Below are 20537 nucleotides of genomic sequence, written 5' to 3'. Positions count from 1 at the left end.
CTCAATACTAAATATTAGTTCCCTCTTCTATATAAAAAGGATAAACCATATTAGTTCTTGAATTGGTTGCCCTTATTTTATAATCTAAAACCACTAACAACTCCCCATTGAGATCATCTCCCTGGCTGATGTCGATTTTCTCCACATCAATACGGGGCTCGTGGTACAAAATGGCGGTCTTTATTAATTCAGACACAAAAGTTTTTAGTGTTCTGTTCAGCGGATTAAAAAGAAGTTCATCCATATTGCAGCCATATTTAGGCAGCATAATGCGTTCTCCTATTTTGGTTGACAATAGAATTTCGAGACTGCTCTTGATATCTTCCTCATCAGAAATCATTACAACAGATTTTGTTGTTTTCTTAAATTCGGGTGGAAAACTCCATCCGGTTCCCAAAAAAGCTTGTTCACTTTCCATAATTAACCAATTAAAACAGTTGCTAATCCCGCTACTATTGTTCCGCCATGTGCGGTTGAATCTCCCATTCTGGCTGCAGGTTTCCCCCCAATCAAAACCGTTGACGAGCCCATTGCAATGCTGTCGGGCGGACCGCTGCAGGTGGCCATATCGCCAACACAGGCTGCCGGAACTCCGCCAATTAAAACCGTGGGTACGCCGGCAGGTAAAATCGGACCTCCAACATGCGGAACGGTTGCGGTTACCATTGGGCAGACATGCATATCTGAAACTCTTGCGGCTGGTGCTCCCATGATGCTAATTTATTTGTACGATACTTCCTTTTAAGATGGCAGTGGCTCCGGAGGATACTTCCGCACCTGCACTTCCTTCTGCCTTAAATTGTGCGGAGGCACTGATTGAAACATTGGTTCCTTCGATTTTGACATCTCCGGTCGCTTTTATTTCGATGTTTCCGGCGCTTTCCATTTTGATGCCCTTGCTGTCGATCGTGATCACGTTCGAATTTTCATCTTCGATAATAATGACGCCTTTGTCTTCATCAAGCGTGATTTTTTTCCCGGCAGGAGTTTCAATTCCGATTGATTTTTTTTCATCGTCAAACAAAACCTTCATTTCGCTGCGGGTTACAATTCCTTTTTGATGATTCGCATCGGCAGCTGTTATCGGGGCAGGTTTTCCGCTGCTGTGCAGCATTCCCAAAACAATGGCATTATTCGGATCTTCATTGATAAAACCGATGATTACTTCATCTTCAATTTCAGGCCTGAAAAAAATTCCCCTGTTTTCTCCTGCATCCGGAGAAGCTACGCGGCACCAGATCCCTTGTTCTTCATTGTTGATGATGGGAATCTTTACTAAAATCCGGTCCTCACCATTGGGATCACTTTCGAGTTGCGTTACAATTCCGGTGTGCAGCCCTTTTATAGCGGGAATGATTCCGGAACCGGTAGGCGTATGAATGTCAAATGTTTCAGAAAACCATTCCGGATTCAATCCGAATTGTGCATCAATAGTCCAGTTTCCTGCTGCTATTTCATGAAAAACTCCGGTGATGTACGCCTTTCCGTTAAACCGGTCACCAACGCCTTCGAGCGTAATAATGGTGTTGGGTTTTACGGCAGGGATTCCCTGAAATTTCACTCTTCCGCGGATTTTGGATAATTGCTGAAAGAGCAATTTGGCATCGGCCCAATCCTGAAGTTCCACATCCGATATATTGCCGCCATGACGCAACTGCAGGTTTTCCAATTCGATTGTTCCGGCCAGATCTGATGGTGTTAAATTTCCGTTTAAGGAAATAGCCGGATCAGTCGCTTCAATTTCAACCAATTCCTGATTGCTGTAATCCCAACTGTACGAAGACACTTTTGCAAATTGATTCCTGGCATCTATTTCAGCATCAAAATCCAATAAACTGGATCCGAAGGTTACCGTTTCAACAGCTGCTGCCGTTACATTGGGTTTGCTGATGGTGATTTTACCATTCTCCACAAAGCAAAGTTTGCCGTTGGCCTGCGCCCGTGACACTATAAAATCCCAGTCGGAGGTATTGTACTGAACCAGTTCTTTATGACTGAAATTCGTGGCTTCTACCTCTTTTTCCAATCCGTAAGCATCAATGATTTCCTCAAAGGCTTCGCTGTCTTTTACATCATAGAAATATTTGCTTTTTCTGCCGATCGTAAGTTTTACAGCTTCGTCTTTACATTCGATAATCAACAAAGAGGCACCGCTTTTTATTTTGATCGAATGTTTGATGACAATGCCTTTGTAAATCGTTTCTTCATCGTTGTGATAACCGGCCGTTATTTCAATTTTTTTACCCGGAATTAACAGCTCTTCATTGCTTAATTTAAAATCTCTTTCAGAAGCTTCTCCGTCTGTCAGCACAATTTGGGCCATAGGAATCCGGTTCACCTCATTTTGTACCACAACACTTTTTACCTGATAGGTTTTAGATAACTCTTCTCCCTCAATTAAAATTTTATGCGTTACTAAATCGGCACTTTTACTGGTTTGTATGACTCCGCTGTTGTTCATCAGGATGGTTTTTGTAAGGGTGGAAAAAATAGTTTTTGCCCTGTTTTTAGTTTTCTGAAATTGACAATGTTATTGACCCGGGCGACTTCCAGATAATATTTGGAATCGCCGTAGATCGTAAAGGACATCAGCGGCAAAGTATCACCATCTGTTACCGTTCTGTAATGCGTTAAATCGGGTGACTTATTGTTTTCTTTGGCAGCCCTTAAATTATCTTCCACAAAACCCTGGAATTTTGCTTTTGCAATCGCCCTGATTGGCGTACCGTCGGGTTTGAAGAGTTTGAATTCCACATTCATTTCGGTCAGTGCGCCTTTAAAGAGCAGGGTTCCCCAGGAAATAATCAGGTAATTGGGCTTGTGCTCGTCACCATTGTAATCCAGGATCACTTTCTTGAATTTCTCAATGTCGTCAATGATTCCATCGTCAGAACTGGCATAGCCGTTAATTACTCCCGAACGGTCAAACACGAAATCGAGTTCCAGATTTTCGGGTAATTTTTTATTGAACTTCGGAGAAACCGTACTCGTGCCGGAAGCCTGAGTTTCATCGGTTTCAATTTTATAATGATAGGTGTACTTTTCCGGATTCATTAAAGTAGAAAATTCACCATCCGCAATTTTGTTGTTAAATTCCGGATCACTATAAGCCACAACTTTAAGTTTTTCTAATTCACCAGCCATATCATCGTTCTTTTTTACGTTCCATAATTTTCATTACCTGTTCCACACATTCGGCTACCGGATCTTCCCCTTTGCTTTTTGAAGCGTCTGCTTTAGCATTTGGTTTTGCTCCCTCATCGACGTTTATCCTGATGTGAAGCTCTTTTATTTCTATCGGCATGACTAACTTTTAATTAAAGTGAAATAATTGTAGGTAAGCTCAAAGTTTTCGACAACGAGCTTACTTTCTTCCGCATTAAAATCCTCAACGGCCCATTTTACGGGATAAGCATGCACTACATTCCATGAAACCAGGGGCTGATGTTCCTCATCGAGTAATTTGATAGTCAGGTTGACAGGCTTAAACGAAAAGTTTTCGATCGCATCCCGACACCAGTCGATCACGGCAGAATCAATCAGCATTCCCCTTTTTAAAGTCAGGTTTGGATATTTGGTCTTGACCGGAAGTTTGTGTTTGAATCTGTTTTCACCACCTTCGGCTATCTCTTCAGTTTCAATATCGACAGATAAACCGGAAACCGATTGAAACTGATGGTCTTTGGTTTGTGAACCAAGACCTTCAAATTCAACTAAAAAGTGAAAACCGACAGGTGGATAATAGTTAGCCATGATTAATCATTTTGAATCGATAAACCTTCATGCACTAATTCCAGCGATTCGATAGCGACTTCGTTTCCGTCGGCTTTTAAATCAGTCGACTGCACTTTGGTGGGCCATGCATTTTTTACTTTCCAGGTAATCACCGGTTCGTGTTCCTCATTCAGCAATTTGATAGTGATGTCTCTTCTTTCGATGGTGTTTAGTTTTACCGTATTCCACCAGGCGTAATATTCATTATCGCTTTTAAAAGTCCCTCTTTTCATCGTAATGTTAGAGAACTTCTGCATACCCGGCATCTTGATTTTGCTGTACTCCGGACTTGCGCCCTGACGGTACTCGATCACTTCAGTTTCTACATCTAATCCGGAGACCTCTGTAAAACCTATTTTTGTTCCGCCCCAGTCTACTGAGAAATGAAACTTTGATAATGGATAACTCATGATTTATATTTTTTTAATGTTGATAGTTAAATTAAGATTCCTGCATTTTGTGAGAGAAACGAAGGATGATGAACTCTGCCGGACGAACCACTGCCATTCCGATTTCAATAATCATTCTGCCTTCCAGGATATCCAAAGCCGACATCGTCTGACCCAGTCCAACCCTTACATAAAAAGCCTGTTCCGGTTTGGCTCCGGCCAAAGCTCCCGCTCTCCACTGAAGGATTAAGAAATTCTCAATCATCGCTCTGACTCTTATCCAGGTATTGGCATCATTAGGTTCAAATACAAATTGTTCCGTTGCTTTTTTGATGGATTCTTCGGCCATGTTAAAAAAGCGTCTCACCGGTACATAACGCCATTCGTTGTCATTACCTGCCAGGGTTCTTGACCCCCAAACCAAGGTCCCTTTACCCGTAAAGCTTCTGATGGCGTTGATGGATTTACCGGCTACAGTATCAACATTTAAGTTGTCCTGATCACCATTTGTTATTTTAAGTGTTGGTTTTATCACATAATTGATCCCTACATTGGCAGGAGCTTTCCAAACGCCTCTGTTAGAATCAACACGGGCGTAGATTCCGGCTACGGCGCTGCTTGGAGGCAGTGTAAGAGGAAGCGCTCCGATTTCTGCTTTTATGGCATTGTAAGATTTGTTGTCTAAGCCCTCAATATCACCCAGGTAACGGCCGTTCATGGCACCGTTGTTGGTGTCTTCAGAATTAATAGCATTAATTTCGGTTTTGATATCATTAACCAGTGCAGTTATGGTTTTTCCGGGCAATGGTTTGTTAAAGACGTCCGTTCCAATTGTCAGGGTATCATCCGGTAAATCAAGAATAGAAGCCGGAGCAGAAAATTTAAATAATTTTGCAATCTCAACCACTACATTATCTACCACTGTACCTAATGCTGCGGTTGTTTTGGAAGCAAGTACTTTTGCTCTCATGTCATCCAGGGCTGTTTTTACACTTTCAATTTTATCAGTGCCTTCAAATAAAGTCACAAATTTTGCCAGGGCTGCCACAAGAGGAGCTTCGGCACCGGGATTATCATCTTTAACAGAGGCTATCACCGAATTGGCTGCGTTTTCTACTGTTTTTTTATCGGCAATTAATAAACCTAAATCGGCAGTTAATGTAGTCAGCTTGTCTGCAAACCCATTTTTTAAATTAAGGGCATAATTGGCAGGCCCGGCAGCTACATTAAAACCAGTCGGATTAGGAGAATCTATAAATAAAAGGACATTCGCTATTTTTCCTTCGATAGTATCATCTGCGGGAGTTCCGCCTGCATTACTAATACTGACAATGCTTGAAAGGCTGGTTGGAATTGTTAATAAGGCCTTATCAACATCGTTTGATGCTGTACTTATCGCGTCAGGAACATTCGTGATATGATGGATTAAAATATCATCTTCGTTGTAGCGGTAATCCAATATAGTTTCCAGGTACGGATAGTAAGCTGCACCATATTTCAGATAGTCTTTCTCCAGCACGATTTGATCTCTCAAAGCAGCAGCATCATCTTCAATATCATCAGAAGCATAGGTGTCAATGATTGTAAAACGATCCTGCATATCATGGCATTGTGTCAAGGCATCACCATAGAGCGCATAAAAATCAGCTTCACTTAAGGCCTTTGCATCCGGAAATAAGATCAGTGTTGGTTCATCTTCACCCTTTAGCAATTCAAGACCATTTTTTAAGCTTTTTCCATTTAATAAATCATTAAACAGAACAGTATTTTGATTACCATTCAGATCTTCATATCTGTCGACAGATACAATATAACAAGGTCCGCCGCCATTTGCAAAATACATCTGAAGGGCATAATACATCAAAAAAGGCTTAGGATCGCTGGGTTGATTTACTACAATTTTTCTATCGGTAAGAACATTGTCAGTGACTACATCTGTAATTTCTACGGCTATAGAGTCTTCAGGATACGCGAACCCAAAATACGTTTCATAATCCAGTAAAGAAGTAATTCGGGTAGGAACCCTGTCTAAATCGTTGTCGATTTTTTTAACAGCTTTTTCTGTATAGCCAATAAAAGCGGGAATCGCTGTTTCTACCTGGGCAACGGACGGAGGGAACTTTACGATTTCCTCAATATATACGCCAGGTGTTTTGTAAGTTGTTGCCATAATTGATTGTTTTAATTATTAAATAAATATTTCCGAATAATAATCACCATCATTTTTTGTTATTGATTTTACAGATGGATTAGGATATTGAGTGTCTGGTAATTGAGAGGGAGTAAAGTCTGCCGCCGGATCAATTTCAACAAAACCCGAATAGGTTAGGGGCTTGACGGCATTGGTTCTAATTGTGATGGCTGTTTTCCTGTTGATATATCTCCAAAGCGTTTTCCTGTTGTCAAAATGAATCTTAAAATTTGGGGTGATCATTTTGCCCGAATCAGTCACAATGTTTTTTGCAGCAGTATCGGCTTTCATGCTCAGGGACAGGATTCCGAAAACATCTTGTCTTTCTGCGGTATGAAGTTCGGATAGGAATTGCGCTGTTGTTTTTTCAGATACTAAATAGGCATTTGAAATCAGGACATTCTCATTGCTTTTTGAAATGTATTGAAACGTTACCGGCTCAGTGGAAGGCTTGACGTTGCTGAATAAAAACAGTTGATCCGGGACAAATTCCAAATCGGTGTAATTCTCAAACTGATAGTCCTTGACAGACACTATAAAGTCCAGTTTCAAATCAGGAGGAAGACTTATATAGGGATCAGTTTCATCGGCTTCTTTCACTTTAACGTAGACCCGGATTCCCGTTTTGGTTGGTTTAAACGCCATTTTGTAGTTTCTTAACCTTGTTTGGGTTTCTACGGTTGGGGTGATAGCGGCAAAGGAATCATAATCGAATTTTTGCAGCATCTTTTCCTTATCCGTTGTCGACATACCGGCATAGGTATCTTCACCACTGTTCAGAAAATAATTGTGTAAAAATGTTACTTCAAATAACAATCCGTATGTAAGATGAAAACTCATGATTGCTCTTTTGTTTTTGTTATACCTTTGACCCTGCTGATCAGTTGTCCTTCGCTTTGAGCGATATTGCGTTCAATTTGTATCATGCTCACTTTGTACAAAGCCGACGGAAATTGTTTACCGCCTAACGTTCCCCAGATATAGTTCAGCTCTTCAAAAGTGGGCGTGTAGAGCTCCACCGAGAATCTGAAGTTGTCAATGTTGGTCATGGCAACATTATTTCGGTTGTAAATAGTGTTGGCTTGTGTAAAGAGTTTTTTGCCCTGAAAAAAGGCTATAATTTTCGAAATATCATTCAGCGAGTTGATGTATTTATTTCTATTGGCGCTAAAAAGTAAATACAGATTTAAATTAATAACACTGTTTTTATAAATGGTTTTATTGTTTTCAATCGCATGATTCGGAAAGTTCTTTAAGGTAGATTCCTCATCCAGATTGATTAAGGTCAGTGCTACTTTATCTTCTAAATTAGCCGATACGATTTCGTTTTGGGACTCTAAAAAAGCAATATTTTCAGCCACAACGGTTTTATCCAATCCGATTTCGTCGAGATAGTTGTTTACTTGTTCTGTAATTATCTGAATAACTTCAAAAATCATCTTATAATGGGTTTTAATACATTCTATAGTATTGTTAATCAAGCAGGTATTTTTATTTTTTTAAAGACATCCCGTTTATGATAACTCGATATGAATTTGCTGACGGATGTGATCTAAGGCTTAGATTTTAAAATAAAGAAGTGGGGGCTTCCGGCGTGCTTTCAATTGGTACTAAATCGGGTGCTAATTGAATTGTCGAAGTTATACAAAGGAAGAGGTATCAAAAAAGGGGAAAAACACCCTTTTTGTACAGGTTAAAATACTGATTTTTAAATGTTTGTTTGTGAAACAAGGTGTTGTTTTATTTTCAGTCATAAAAGAACCTGAGCAGTTGTAATGACTATTAAACTTTAATAATTCAAAAAACAAAACATTCGTTTTTGATTTTTAGATGAAATGCCCTTAAATATTTTAAGTTGCAAATTCCTGACAAATTTTGCTTTGTTTAGTTTATCATTTTTATACTTTTGTCGTCGTTTCAATTTGCAACACTATATATAGAACAAATAATTAGTAGAACAGGTTTTTATTTGTAAGTAAATACATCTTTTTTATTTAAAATGTGTATCTTTGCTTTGCTAAAATACCTAAGGATTCTATCCTGAATAACTTTATTAATTAATATAAGCGATTCCCTCGCCATGATGTACCTGCGGAAACAATGGTAAATCTATCCGAATTGGGTATTTTAGCACATCTAAAGCGGGGGTTTCGTGTGTCTATTATTTTCGATTATGCAAAATGAAAATCAAAAAACATCGCACCAGGATGTAGTGCCATCCGTAGTTCATTTCCTTTCCGACCTTTGGTTTGAAGGAAATTTTAAAGAACAGCCGCTGTATTTGCAGGAAATTTTCGAGTTAATGCTCGAAACTGAATTCGGCAATGATCAGGAGCTCCGACAAAAAATGCTAAGCTGTCTCAGAACCAGCAGGAATCTGGCAGAAACCCTGTCTCCTTTTACAGACAAGCAAATTCAGAAAGCCTGCGTTGCTATTAAAGCTGCGAAAGCAACTTAATTTGTCGGGATTTAAATTTTGCAAATACCACAAAAGCCCCGTTATTGCGGGGCTTTTTTTTTGGTTATGCATTTTCAAGTGTGGGAAAGTTGATTTTATTTTCAGTTTTGCTGTTGAAAATTTTATTTTGATTTTCATTTTACAACAAAGCTGTTGAAATATTTTTGTTGAATATTTTTTTACAACAAAAGATTTACAACAGAAATTTTTGAAAACATGAAGTTGAGAAAGTTGATTTTAATTTAAATTTTCCAACAATCGGAGTGAGAAGCCGTGCGCTAAACTTAGAAGCACAACATTTCTGTCCTAAACAGCTTCAAAATCTTTTAATAAAAAAGGGTTGCTTTTATGCCCTTATAGCCATTTTGATACCTCATTTAGTTAAAAATATTCCTTTTGGTTGATTGAAATATACCGGAAAGAGGGTATTGTGGATGTTTATTTTTTTAGCTTATTTCGTACAATACGATAAGTTTTTATAAAAATAAATCTCACATATAAAAAAAGAAGTCCTGTTTATGATGTTCCTGGTTTCCTTCTTATCAAATGCACAAACCAATAAAATTGTATTCGAATACGATGCTGCCGGCAATCAGGTAAAAAGATCTTTGTGTTTAAAATGTCCCTCGGCAACGGGCAAAAAAGATCAGACAAAAGAAGTTGAAGCTTTGGCGGAGGAAAAGGGACTAACACTTTCATCGGAAGAGGTTCTTTCTTATTATCCCAATCCGGTCAAAGAAACTTTGTATCTGAAATGGCAACTACAGGAAAATAATGGGGTGACTTCGGTTCAGGTTTTCGCTCTTTAAGGTCAGGTTTTAGGAACCTATCCCATCCAGTCAGGGGTCAATGAGCTGAACGTCCCTTTTCAAAATTATTCCGCAGGAATCTATGCCATAGTGCTGTACTACAGCAATGGTTCTCAAAAAGCTGTTAAAATCATCAAACAATAACGATATGAAAAGTCTTTATTCTATCCTTGTTTTTTTAGTTGGGGTATGGGTACATGCCCAGACTGCACCAACCGGTTCTTCAACAGAAGTGGGTGTTACAGAAGGTCAGTTAGCAGTGTCTTTAACCGGAGCTGCAAATTATACCATTCCTATTGCAGTGCCGCCCGGTATAAACGGAGTGGTACCTCAGATTAGCCTAACCTACAACAGTCAGGGGGGAAACGGCATCGCCGGATATGGGTGGAATATAGGAGGTGTTTCTGCGATTTCCAGAATTCCGTCAACGAAATTTCACGATGGGACTATTGATCCCGTAGATTTTGATATTTTCGATCGTTTTGCATTGGACGGTCAGCGACTACTGGTTAAAAACGGGACGAATAAAATATACGGTCTGAACGGTACGGCCTATGAAACGGAAAGCTTTTCGAATATCAAAATTACCTCCTATGGCGTTCATTCTAAAGGAATAAATTATGGACCTGCTTATTTTATTGTAGAATATCCGGATGGTTCAAAGGCGTATTATGGCAGTGCTGCAGATTCCTGCTCCATAACAGACTGGGCCATTACCTATTGGGAAAATCCCCAGGGCATCAGAATTAGCTATGCTTATTTTTTAGCCAATAATACCCTGAATATCTCCAGTATTACTTACGGTTCAGGGCCAGGGGCGACGCCAATCAACCAAATTAAATTTATTTATAAACAGAAAGAAAGAGCTGAGCAGGAATATGTGGGTGGTCAGAGTATGCTAAGAAATACTATTTTAGATAAGATCCAGATAACAGGAAATGGTGTGGGGTTTAGAAATTATGCACTCAATTACGATACTACTTCCTTAGGCTATCAAAGGTTAACTGGTATTACAGAGAAAAATGGATATAGCAGTAAAAATTATAATCCAACAGTGTTTGAATACCATACTGAAGCAGGCGGAGGTGCCCTAAAGGTTAAAAATTCCGGAATACTGGATCTCTCAGGAGTTAGTTTCACAAACACCGAATATGTTTCGGGTGATTTTGACGGTGATGGCCAGCTGGATCTTATTTTGTATCCTACAAAAGGAGACAATGCAAAAAAGGAGTACAGCCTATATACCGATATTACGACACGAAATGTGAATTTCGGCACCAGACAGTCCGTTGGCTCATTTCAGGAAATTTTTCCGGTAACATGGTTAGGGTATGATCGTAAAGTAATGCCAATGCAAGCCTGGGTTGTTGTCAAGGAGAATAGTTTTACCACTTATTTTCAGGGAACTATGGGGATTGTACAATATGATGAAAAGAAATATGATTTTCCGGTTATAACGTATTTTTCAGAACACCCTTTAAGCTGTGTACAACGTAACAGAAAACCTCGCGAACTTACCGCGCAAATAGCAAAATCTAATTTAAGCGGAGATTTTGACGGAGATGGTATCACCGATATTATTGTTGTCGAAAGAAACACATCCTACTCTTATCTGGGGCCCTGTGACAGTGACGGTCAGGTACTTAATGCCACCAGCACTCATTATGGTACAACTTATTTAGTGAATTTAGATAAGAATGTTACCTCAAACTTTGTTACGGATGCAGGCCGAATCAATGCAGGATCGGCTAGTAAATTAATAGTGGCCGATTTTAACGGAGATGGTAAATCGGATATTGGTGTATTTGATCAGGGAAAGGTTGCTGTTTACGCACTGAACGATACTAAACAATTTGAATTATTGTTTGCGAAAACAGATGAAGGGATTATTTTGGATAAACAAATTCTGATGGGAGATTATAACGGAGATGGCAAAACAGATTTTGTAATTCCTCAAACCACTAATCAAGATAGCTGGAACTTCTATTTTTCTACAGGAACCACTTTCAGTACATTAAATACGGCAATTGGTCTGGCGTACGATACTTCAAGAATGGGCTATTATGGTGTTGTTGGATTTCCTTTTGACACGTACAGCTTAAACGAAGGATCTTTTGTAGCAAACGATTTTAATGGCGATGGTAAAACAGATATTTTATACCAGCAGAATCTTACGGTAGAATATATCCTGTCTGAAAAAAGAAATGTTTATGCAAGAAGAGGAGCGTCTCAGATTACTAAATTGGTTTTACTTGAAAATAAATCGTGTACGGGAAATACAATCACTTTTAATTTGTTGAACACCAGTGCACAATTTGCGGCGGCAAAAAGATATCCAATTCCTGTTTTTATCAATCATAACAAAATAAATTTAAATTTAGAATATTCCTTAATTAGTGACAATGCTATTCAATCCTTCAATAGTGCTGTAGACCATAGGAAAGATGTGCTCTTGAAGAAAGTGACTACAGGCAATGGAGTTACCGAGTCAATTACCTATAGTCTCTTAAAGCAGGATCCCTACGAAACCATCTATTCGCCGGCACCTTTAACGGAAATATACCCCAATATTGATATTCAGACAGCTCTTAATTTCAAAGTCGTAAAAATGCTGGAGAAAATGAGTGCTGCCGGTTCTAAAAAACAATCCTTCAATTATTATGGTGCTGTGGCCAATAGTCAGGGATTGGGCTTTTTAGGATTTCGGGCCACAATGAGAACCAATTGGTATAAGGACAACTCACAAGTTATCTCTACTATCTCCAGAAATGACGTTGGTCTGAGAGGCGCCAATACCGAAAATTATTCAATACTGGGGTTTGTATCTGCGAATTATCTGTCCGACACCTTTATTACAAAATCGGCGGTTACTTATAATACGGCTGCAGATGCCCTGCAAAGCAATAAGGTAGTTAAACTTAAAGCTTTAAAAACAGAACAAGTAAATACTTTGGAAGGCACCGGTACGGAGACGGTTACAGATTATGATGGGTACAATAACCCTCTCAAATCAACAACTTTGGTAAAGGAAGGAAAAACGATTGTACAAAGCAGCGTTTCTACTATAGCCTATAATGTTCCTTCATCAGCGAATACCTCTTCAGCAACACCTTATATAGTCGGGCAGCCGATCAGTAAAAAACAAAGCATTACCGTTGCCGGAAATACAATGTTTACCGAAGAGCTGTATTCCTATTCCGGAAATCTACTGACCCGGGTTAAAAAGAAAGGAACCAACACAGATTATATAACGGAAGACAATCAATATGACCCCTTTGGCAATATCACCAAAAAAACCATACTGGCAACAGGACTTGCACCGCGTGTAACCGGTTATTTGTATGATGCTTCAGGTCGTTTTTTAATCAGAAGTACAGATATAGAAGGCTTGTCTACTAATTTCATATATAATCAGGGCAACGGATTATTGTTGTCCGAAACAAGTCCTTACGGCTTAACCACTTCTTATGCCTACGATTCGTGGTTTAAGAAAATCAAAACAACAGATTATCTGGGTAAGAACAATACGTACGTCTATACGCGCAGTGCGGAGAAAACCATCATTACCGCAACCGCAGAAGATGGCAGTGCCAGCGAGGAAACCTTTGATGATCTGGGCAGAAAAATAAGGGAAGGCAGTAAAAATAGTATGGGAACGTTCTCGTATGTCGATTACGGCTATGACATTTACGATCGAAATTATAAAGTAAGTGAACCCTATTTCGGAAACGTTCCAACGCAATGGAACGAAACTAAATATGATATTTACGGCAGGGTCACGGAGCATAATTCGTTTACCGGAAAGAACACCCGTATTACCTATTCCGGTTTGCGCACCACGGTAAACGACGGTACAAAATCGAAAACGACGGTTAAGGATGCCATCGGAAATGTGATCGCTGTCACCGATACTCCGGGAGGTACGATTACCTACACCTATTTCCCAAATGGAAATCTTTACGAATCCAGTTATGCCGGGGTAAAAACCACTATTTCGCAGGATGGCTGGGGAAGAAAAATAGAATTGGTCGATTCCTCTGCAGGTACGTATAGATATGAATACAATGCAATTGGAGAAACTACAAAAGAAACGACTCCCAACGGAACGACCAATTATACACTGGATGCCTTCGGAAAAGTAACGCAAAAAACAATTTTCGGTACGAAAACTGATTCCAAGACGGCCTATACTTATGATCCGTCCAGTAAATTGCTGTTGAGCAGTAAATTCGAAGACTTTACTAACGGAGCCCATACCATACTGAATTCGATTACCTACGATGCTTCAAAAAGAATCACCAAAACAACAGAGCAGACGCCTTATGCCGTGTTTACAAAAGAATTCAGCTATGATGGTTTCGGGCGGGTCGCTTCCGAAAAGTCAAGCGCGACGGCAGGAGGAAAATCAAGTTCCAAAACCATAAAAAACACCTATAAAAACGGAGCGCACTGGCAAATACTGGACAACGATACCAATGCTGTTTTATGGCAGACCAATGCCGTAAACGCAAGAGGGCAGCTCACCAGCGCACAAAACGGACCCACTACGGTAACCAATACCTATGGCAGCTCTGGTTTAGTGTCTCAGTTGAAATACGACAGAACTGCCGGCTCTGTCAATATACTGACTTTAAATACGGTTTTTGATGCCAAAAAAGGAAATCTGAACAGCCGCACCAATAGTATGTTTAACAGAAATGAAAGTTTTGACTACGATAGCCAGGATCGCCTCACTGACTATACCAATGGTCAGGGGGTACAGGAGAAACAGGCCTATGATGATCAGGGAAGGATAACACAAAATAATTTAGGAACCTATCAGTACACCCAAAAAGCGAAACCGTATCAGCAGACCTCCATCAATCCGGTGGAAGCAGATGCCTTAGCCTATTATGCCAACCGCGAGGGAATTTACAGTGACGGCATGGAAGAAAAGAGCGGTTTCGGATTGGCAAAATACCCGGCTTCAATGGTGTATACGTATGATACTGCAAATGTTCATACGGGTAAAACAGCCCTGAAAATAGCCAATACCACCACAACAGAACAATACCTGCACTCCGATAAATGGATTGCGATTGACAATGCGGTTGCTACTTCCTATACCTATTCGGCATGGGTGTATAGTGACAATCCGCAGGCCGAAATATTCCTGTTTATGAAAAAAGACAACGAAGCGGGGTATTTCACAGGGATCGATAATGCGGTTTCGGGGATTAAAAAACAATGGACCAAAATTGAAAAAACAGTTCTGGTACCCGCCAATATCAAAAAGCTGAATATCCGTCTGGACAACAATGGCCTGGGCAATGTGTGGTTTGATGATGTTCAGATTCGCAAAACAGGCAATCCGGTTACTGCCGACAGGAAACTGAGCATTAGTTGTAATACCTTTAAAAGTCCCGTACAAATAGAGGAAACAGGAGTAGATAAAATCAGCTTTACCTACAATGACAGCAACAGCCGAAGTGCTATGTTTTATGGAGGTCTGGAGGATGAAATTCTGCTAAGGCCTTTACGAAAATATTATGCAGCCGATGGCAGTATGGAGATTAAGCACAACAGGACAACGGGTACTTTTGAATTCATTACCTACATTGGCGGTGATGGCTACTCAGCACCAATCGTACTCAGAAGCAACGGAACAACATCTGATTATTTATATTTACAACGCGATTATCAGGGGTCAATACTATCGATAACCAATCAGGCCGGGGCAGTGATCGAAAAACGCCTGTTTGATGCCTGGGGAAATATTGCAAAGGTACAGGATGGTGCCGGAAATACGCTTACTGGTCTCACCGTTTTAGATCGCGGATACACCGGACACGAGCATTTGCAGAGTGTTGGCCTGATCAATATGAACGGCCGTATCTACGATCCTAAACTGCATCGTTTTTTACAGCCGGATAATTTTGTGCAGGATCCTTATAATACGCAGAGTTTTAACAGATACAGTTACTGCTGGAATAATCCACTCAAATATGCGGACTATAATGGAGAATGGTTTGGGTGGGATGATTTAGTTGTTGCTGCAACTTCTTTTGTTATTGGTTATGTCTCAAGTTCAATTAGTACGGGGAATTGGGGTTGGAGTTCCGTAAAATCCGGACTTATAAGTGCAGCTATGGGATGGATAGGGTATAACACAATGGGGGCATCAACATTTTCAGATAGTTGTGTTAATGGAAATACAGGAATGTGGAATTTTATAGCATCTTCTGCGGCGGGTGCGGGTGTAAGTTATTTTATGCCTCCTATCGGAATTCAAGTGAATAATCATTGGGGGTTTAGTATATCGCCGGCCATTGCATTTGGAAACACTATGGGTATTGGAGCAAATGTAGCAGTAACTTACAATAATGGTGATTTTAGTTTTTCTGCAGGAGTCGGCATTATGAGTAATAGCAATTATAATGGCTTTGGGAAAAGCGGTTTAGAAATACGGAAATCTATTCTGGCAGCTTACGATGATGGAAACACTGGGTTTAGTCTTGGGACTAATTTTTGGAGTGGAAATGGCGGAATGAAGGAATTTAAACAGCAAACAGGAGTTTTGGGATTACATTTCGGCGATTTTAATGCTATTTATGAAAATGATGGAAAACCATTTTCAGGAGTGTCTGGTGACGGAAATGATCAATATAGGACCGCGGCTTTGTCTTTGAATGTCGGAAGTTTTGGTACAGGTTTTAATTTATTTACTGGAGCTAGAACGAAAGACGATTATGAATTGGAGAAAAATTTTTTAGGCGGCGAATTAGGTTATGCTTCAAATGGAAAATTTGGTGAACATTATAAAAATGGATTCGTTAATGAAAGGGGACAAGCTTATAGAATGGGAGCAGCATATTTTAGTTACAAATCCTATCGAGTTGGAACAAATAGCGAATGGGTAAGACATTCAATACAAAACGTGGCAATCCATGGTACTTTTATTGCAAATCAAAGAATGTTTGAAATGCAAAGTGGGGATTGGAAAGGTTATTCTCAATACAAAACTTCTAATATATTTACATTATGGTAAGAGTCATTTTTCTAATATTAGTAATACTATTATTAAATTCCTGTGTGAGATACTCTGAGAATGAGTACGGCTTTTTTCAACCGAAGCACCCTAATTATTCACTGAAAGATAAAAAGGGTTTTATATTTCCCGATTCCTTAGATACTTTAAATGTGTATAGATTCTACGGCTATTACGAAAATAATAAATTAGTTAAAGATTTAAATTTTGGAAAGTGGGCAGTTTATAAAAAATTTTACCGAAATGGTCAAGCTTTTAGTTTTGGCACTGAGAAACTAGAAGAAAATAATTTAAGACCTAAACAAAGATTGACTGATTATTATTTCTACAATTCGAAAGAAAATATCATTAATTATGAAACTTTTGTGATTGCTGAAGGAGGTAAATATATAATTATAAAATATAAAATAAGTAATAATGGGGATACTTTGACAAGTATTAATAATGGAAAAAAATCTCATGTATATATTAAGACAATCATACCTGACAAGTGGGAAAAAAATTAGAAATAAAAAAAAATAGGATAACAAAACCGATTGGTAAAAGGGAGTACAATATATATACATCATGGTAAAAAGTTTAATCATTGTCATATTGTTTCTGATGATTTCATGTACTTCATTAGTTCATAATAAAAGCGATTTTATAAAAGCAAAATTAATATCAAACCAATCTATCCCAATAAAAATAAATGGCTTTTATTATTGTGAATTTTCAGAATTAAATAATAATGTCGATTCGAAAGCCATTATGACATTATTGTTATATAAAGATGGGTATGTTATATATGATGGGGTTTATTTTGGCAATGCTAAAAATTATTGTACAACAACTAATAATAATGAAAATTCATTTGATAATGCAATCAGCAAGTATAAATCAAGACTTAAGATACTTGATAGTACTAAATTTAGTTCTTGTAAAATAAAAAATAACGATATTGATGGAAAAGGCCTTTTTACGATAGAAAATGATTCTATTAAAATTCAATATTATAAAGCAGAAATGAAAAATGAAAAAAAAGATTCGTTTAATGACTATTTCTTGTATGAATTTACAGGGTATATTATAAACAATGAAACATTTCGCTTAACTAAATTAAAGAATTATCGTAAGAACACAATAAAAAAAATAGATTTGGTTTATAAGTTTGAACTAGATGAAAATGTGCCAAATATTGAGAATAAATTTCTTAATGATTGGAGATAATGAATTTATGAATACTTCTTGGGATTGGAATGGTTATAGTCAATACAGAACTACTAATATATATACATCATGGTAAAAAAAGTAATTCTATCAGCACTCTTACTTTGTATGGTAAGTTGTTTTTATACCCGAACAGATTATGGTAATATTAGATTTAAACCGTATCGATTTACAATAAAACCAAACTCAAATGCCGATGCTTATAAAATTATTGACACTACAAAATTATATCAATTAGTGGATGTTATAGATACAATATACAATGAGAGGCCATATATAAGGAAGAATTTTTTTAAATTCTATGCCAATGGTAGGGTTGGAGAATTTGAAGTTTATTATGAGAGTGATGTTAAATCATTAGACCCCAAAAAAGCTAAAATGGCATATTATAATTATGATGGTAAAACTCTAACCGTTCAAACTTATTTCGAGCACCCACAAGGCGGTGGTTTGTTAAAATATAAATTGCATAAAATTGATAAAGAACAATTAATATTGACGGGTTATAATCAGTTAAGAATTTACAACATTCTCGATTTACCCAGGGAGTTTTTAATTTATAAACCAGATTGGTAGTGCAATTAAAAATGAATTATAGAGCTTATAAAGACGGGTTAATAGCTAATATGTAGGCATGCTATTGAAGATAGGGTAATTCATGATCAGGGTTTTGAAAACCAATCATGGGACTGGAAGGGATATTCATAATACAGAACTACAAATAAATTTACATCATGGTAAGGCTTTTATTTTTTGCGTTTATAATCGTATGCTGTAATTCCTGCATGAGGCATAAAGAATATGGTTTTTACAGGGTTGGTTTCTCAAAGTTTACTATAACCCCAAATTCTGATGATAGAGCTTATGCGATAATTGATACTAATGTTATTTATAGGTTAGTTAGAGAAGAACGCATAAACGCTACTGGAGATTTTAGAGCAAGATATTATAAGTTTTATTCTAATGGTCGGATTGCAGAGTTTTATGATCGTAATGTTGATTTAAAAAAACACGGTGTCCTAGAAGCTAAAAAGGGATATATGGGCTACTATAATTATAATGGGGAGGATTTTATTGTTCAATTTTATAATAGTAATGCAAATGCTTCGGAATTATACAGTCAAATATTATCTATTGAGCGAGACAGTTTGGTTTTAACTAAACGAAATATTGAGTTAGATGCTCAAGTAAAATCATTTTATGCAAAAGAAAGCATTCCTAAAAAAATTAGGATAACAAAACCTGATTGGTAAAAGGGAGTACAATATATATACATCATCACCACCTGATAGTGAATATAAGTCGAAACCACATGTAGGAGGTAATAGGAATTATAACTCTCCCATTTGGGAAAGAAATTCTAATGACAAAGAGGGAAATTTCAGGGCAACTTATTCAAAAGGTAGTCGTGTATTTGCGGGAATGTATATTGGAGTCAGAAGAGGAAATCATATACAAAGATTAGGTTATGATGGGCCAGAAGTACAAGATTTATTTCAAAATGGAATTCATAAAAACGTTGTAAAAGGGCCTTATTTTAATACTAATTTAGGATCATTACCAAGTCTGTTTCAACAGAATTTTACTTATAATCCATGGACATTATACTCTAATTAAATGAAAAAAAAAATCTGTTTACTAGCGCTTATTAGTATTTATTCGTGTGGATTAGGTCCGAAAAAAATTGATGGTTTTGATAATTATAAAAAGGTTATTATTTTAAATAATTCTATTTTTCCATTGAAAACAAATGGAATTTATGTTTCGATTAATGAAGGAAATAGCCTTAAGGGAATTAAAGGGTTTTACTTATATAAAAATGGAATATATCACTATGAATATTTTGACGACAACTTTTGGCTATCACCAGAAAAAGAATTGAAGAAAAGAAGTTCTTATTATGAAAATAGTAATGATTTTGGTGAATATATAATTAGAAAAGACACAATAATTATTCAAGATTTTTATAGTAATAATAATGAATTTTACAGTAAGAAAATATTAGAGTATAAAGATGTTATTTTAAGTGATACTATTGTTAAAATTTTGTCATCTTATACCTTAAACAAGGAGGAACTTCTTGGCGAACCAATTATATATAGATTTTATCCAATAAGTAAAAAGCCTGATAGTACAAAAGCTTGGTTTTTAGATAGGAAATGGTACAAAAAAGGGTTGCATAAAAGCAGGAAGTAATAAATAAATTTTTATTTGAAAATTAGATTCAAAAAATACACAAGAACGACTAAGCTTAATAAAATAAGAAACGAAATTAGTTATAGATAGAACAATGTTTTGGTTTAATTATCAAGACGATGTATTTAAATTAAATAATAAATTTTCTTTTGAAGGGAATTTACTAAATAGACTATTGAGTGAAAAATATAATGGTAAAAAAATAAAATTTTTAAATATTGAATTTTATGATAAAGAAAATGATAGAAGATTATGGTGAGTTTTCAGATTCTTGGATTTCTGAAGTTAAATTAGTAAAGGATAGTAATGAAAACGCTCTTGAATTAATAATTCATTGTTCTAATAAAAATAAAAATTATAGTTACGAAAAAGTAAAAATTTCATTTACAAAATTATTAGTTATAAATTAATTAAAAGAGAAGATGTAATTGATTTTGCACCAAAAGATGTTTTGATCAAAGAAAATGATGGGTTAATAACCTTT

The 20537-nt window shown here is 37.2% G+C and carries 20 protein-coding genes; 10 read left to right on the top strand and 10 right to left on the bottom strand.

Annotated features, from left to right (window positions below):
- Nucleotides 1–7 precede the first annotated feature (7 nt).
- From HAV12_RS19510 to HAV12_RS19465, 10 genes are read right to left on the bottom strand one after another with little or no spacing between them, the layout of a single operon-like run.
- Nucleotides 8–418, bottom strand: a complete 411-nt coding sequence (locus HAV12_RS19510; RefSeq protein WP_132037634.1) for a GPW/gp25 family protein — start codon at nucleotides 416–418, stop codon at nucleotides 8–10.
- Between the two features lie 2 nt (nucleotides 419–420).
- Nucleotides 421–711 carry a PAAR domain-containing protein gene (locus tag HAV12_RS19505; RefSeq protein WP_127339440.1) on the bottom strand — a complete coding sequence of 97 codons (291 nt, stop codon included), beginning with the start codon at nucleotides 709–711 and terminating at the stop codon, nucleotides 421–423.
- A 4-nt stretch (nucleotides 712–715) separates the two neighbouring features.
- Entirely contained in the window at nucleotides 716–2461 is a 1746-nt protein-coding gene (vgrG, locus tag HAV12_RS19500; RefSeq protein WP_171571101.1) for a type VI secretion system tip protein VgrG, read from the bottom strand.
- Nucleotides 2461–3144, bottom strand: a complete 684-nt coding sequence (locus tag HAV12_RS19495; protein WP_132037632.1) for a LysM peptidoglycan-binding domain-containing protein — start codon at nucleotides 3142–3144, stop codon at nucleotides 2461–2463. The genes vgrG and HAV12_RS19495 overlap by 1 nt, the downstream gene beginning before the upstream one ends.
- A gap of 1 nt (nucleotide 3145) precedes the next feature.
- Entirely contained in the window at nucleotides 3146–3304 is a 159-nt protein-coding gene (locus tag HAV12_RS19490) for a DUF5908 family protein (protein WP_164502544.1), read from the bottom strand.
- A 2-nt stretch (nucleotides 3305–3306) separates the two neighbouring features.
- The gene (locus tag HAV12_RS19485) at nucleotides 3307–3753 is read right to left on the bottom strand and encodes a phage tail protein (protein WP_171571100.1); all 447 of its coding nucleotides are present in this window, start codon (nucleotides 3751–3753) and stop codon (nucleotides 3307–3309) included.
- A 2-nt stretch (nucleotides 3754–3755) separates the two neighbouring features.
- Nucleotides 3756–4184 carry a phage tail protein gene (locus HAV12_RS19480; RefSeq protein ID WP_132037630.1) on the bottom strand — a complete coding sequence of 143 codons (429 nt, stop codon included), beginning with the start codon at nucleotides 4182–4184 and terminating at the stop codon, nucleotides 3756–3758.
- A 31-nt stretch (nucleotides 4185–4215) separates the two neighbouring features.
- Nucleotides 4216–6333 carry a phage tail sheath C-terminal domain-containing protein gene (locus tag HAV12_RS19475; RefSeq protein WP_171571099.1) on the bottom strand — a complete coding sequence of 706 codons (2118 nt, stop codon included), beginning with the start codon at nucleotides 6331–6333 and terminating at the stop codon, nucleotides 4216–4218.
- A gap of 18 nt (nucleotides 6334–6351) precedes the next feature.
- Nucleotides 6352–7194: a hypothetical protein gene (locus tag HAV12_RS19470; protein ID WP_171571098.1), complete on the bottom strand. Its 843-nt coding sequence runs from the start codon at nucleotides 7192–7194 to the stop codon at nucleotides 6352–6354.
- A complete protein-coding gene (locus HAV12_RS19465; protein ID WP_132037627.1) occupies nucleotides 7191–7793 on the bottom strand; it encodes a DUF4255 domain-containing protein in 603 nt (200 codons plus the stop codon). The genes HAV12_RS19470 and HAV12_RS19465 overlap by 4 nt, the downstream gene beginning before the upstream one ends.
- A 734-nt stretch (nucleotides 7794–8527) precedes the next feature.
- Here HAV12_RS19465 and HAV12_RS19460 point away from each other — a divergent pair.
- The 10 genes from HAV12_RS19460 (at nucleotide 8528) to HAV12_RS19415 (ending at nucleotide 20463) form a co-directional block, all read left to right on the top strand.
- A complete protein-coding gene (locus HAV12_RS19460; RefSeq protein WP_132037626.1) occupies nucleotides 8528–8812 on the top strand; it encodes a hypothetical protein in 285 nt (94 codons plus the stop codon).
- Between the two features lie 518 nt (nucleotides 8813–9330).
- Nucleotides 9331–9621 (top strand): hypothetical protein, encoded by a 291-nt coding sequence (locus HAV12_RS19455; RefSeq protein ID WP_240345195.1) that lies wholly within the window; start codon nucleotides 9331–9333, stop codon nucleotides 9619–9621.
- A gap of 148 nt (nucleotides 9622–9769) precedes the next feature.
- On the top strand, nucleotides 9770–16648 hold the full coding sequence (locus HAV12_RS19450; RefSeq protein ID WP_171571097.1) for a polymorphic toxin type 23 domain-containing protein: 6879 nt from the start codon (nucleotides 9770–9772) through the stop codon (nucleotides 16646–16648).
- Nucleotides 16642–17154, top strand: a complete 513-nt coding sequence (locus tag HAV12_RS19445; RefSeq protein ID WP_171571096.1) for a hypothetical protein — start codon at nucleotides 16642–16644, stop codon at nucleotides 17152–17154. Before HAV12_RS19450 ends, HAV12_RS19445 begins: the two co-directional genes overlap by 7 nt.
- Before the next feature lie 61 nt (nucleotides 17155–17215).
- Nucleotides 17216–17857, top strand: coding sequence for a hypothetical protein (locus HAV12_RS19440; protein WP_171571095.1), 642 nt, complete (start codon nucleotides 17216–17218; stop codon nucleotides 17855–17857).
- Between the two features lie 69 nt (nucleotides 17858–17926).
- Nucleotides 17927–18433, top strand: coding sequence for a hypothetical protein (locus HAV12_RS19435; RefSeq protein WP_171571094.1), 507 nt, complete (start codon nucleotides 17927–17929; stop codon nucleotides 18431–18433).
- Nucleotides 18434–18642: 209 nt separating this feature from the next.
- On the top strand, nucleotides 18643–19110 hold the full coding sequence (locus HAV12_RS19430) for a hypothetical protein (protein ID WP_171571093.1): 468 nt from the start codon (nucleotides 18643–18645) through the stop codon (nucleotides 19108–19110).
- Nucleotides 19100–19474, top strand: a complete 375-nt coding sequence (locus HAV12_RS23105) for a polymorphic toxin type 23 domain-containing protein (protein WP_171571728.1) — start codon at nucleotides 19100–19102, stop codon at nucleotides 19472–19474. The genes HAV12_RS19430 and HAV12_RS23105 overlap by 11 nt, the downstream gene beginning before the upstream one ends.
- Nucleotides 19475–20053 (top strand): hypothetical protein, encoded by a 579-nt coding sequence (locus HAV12_RS19420; protein WP_171571092.1) that lies wholly within the window; start codon nucleotides 19475–19477, stop codon nucleotides 20051–20053.
- 227 nt (nucleotides 20054–20280) lie between these two features.
- Complete coding sequence (locus HAV12_RS19415; protein ID WP_205423336.1) at nucleotides 20281–20463, top strand: hypothetical protein; 183 nt, start codon at nucleotides 20281–20283, stop codon at nucleotides 20461–20463.
- The last annotated feature ends 74 nt before the right edge of the window (nucleotides 20464–20537 follow it).

The organism is Flavobacterium sp. CLA17, from assembly GCF_013112255.2.
GTDB lineage: Bacteria > Bacteroidota > Bacteroidia > Flavobacteriales > Flavobacteriaceae > Flavobacterium > Flavobacterium circumlabens.
This window is presented reverse-complemented; position numbering and strand designations above follow the sequence as displayed.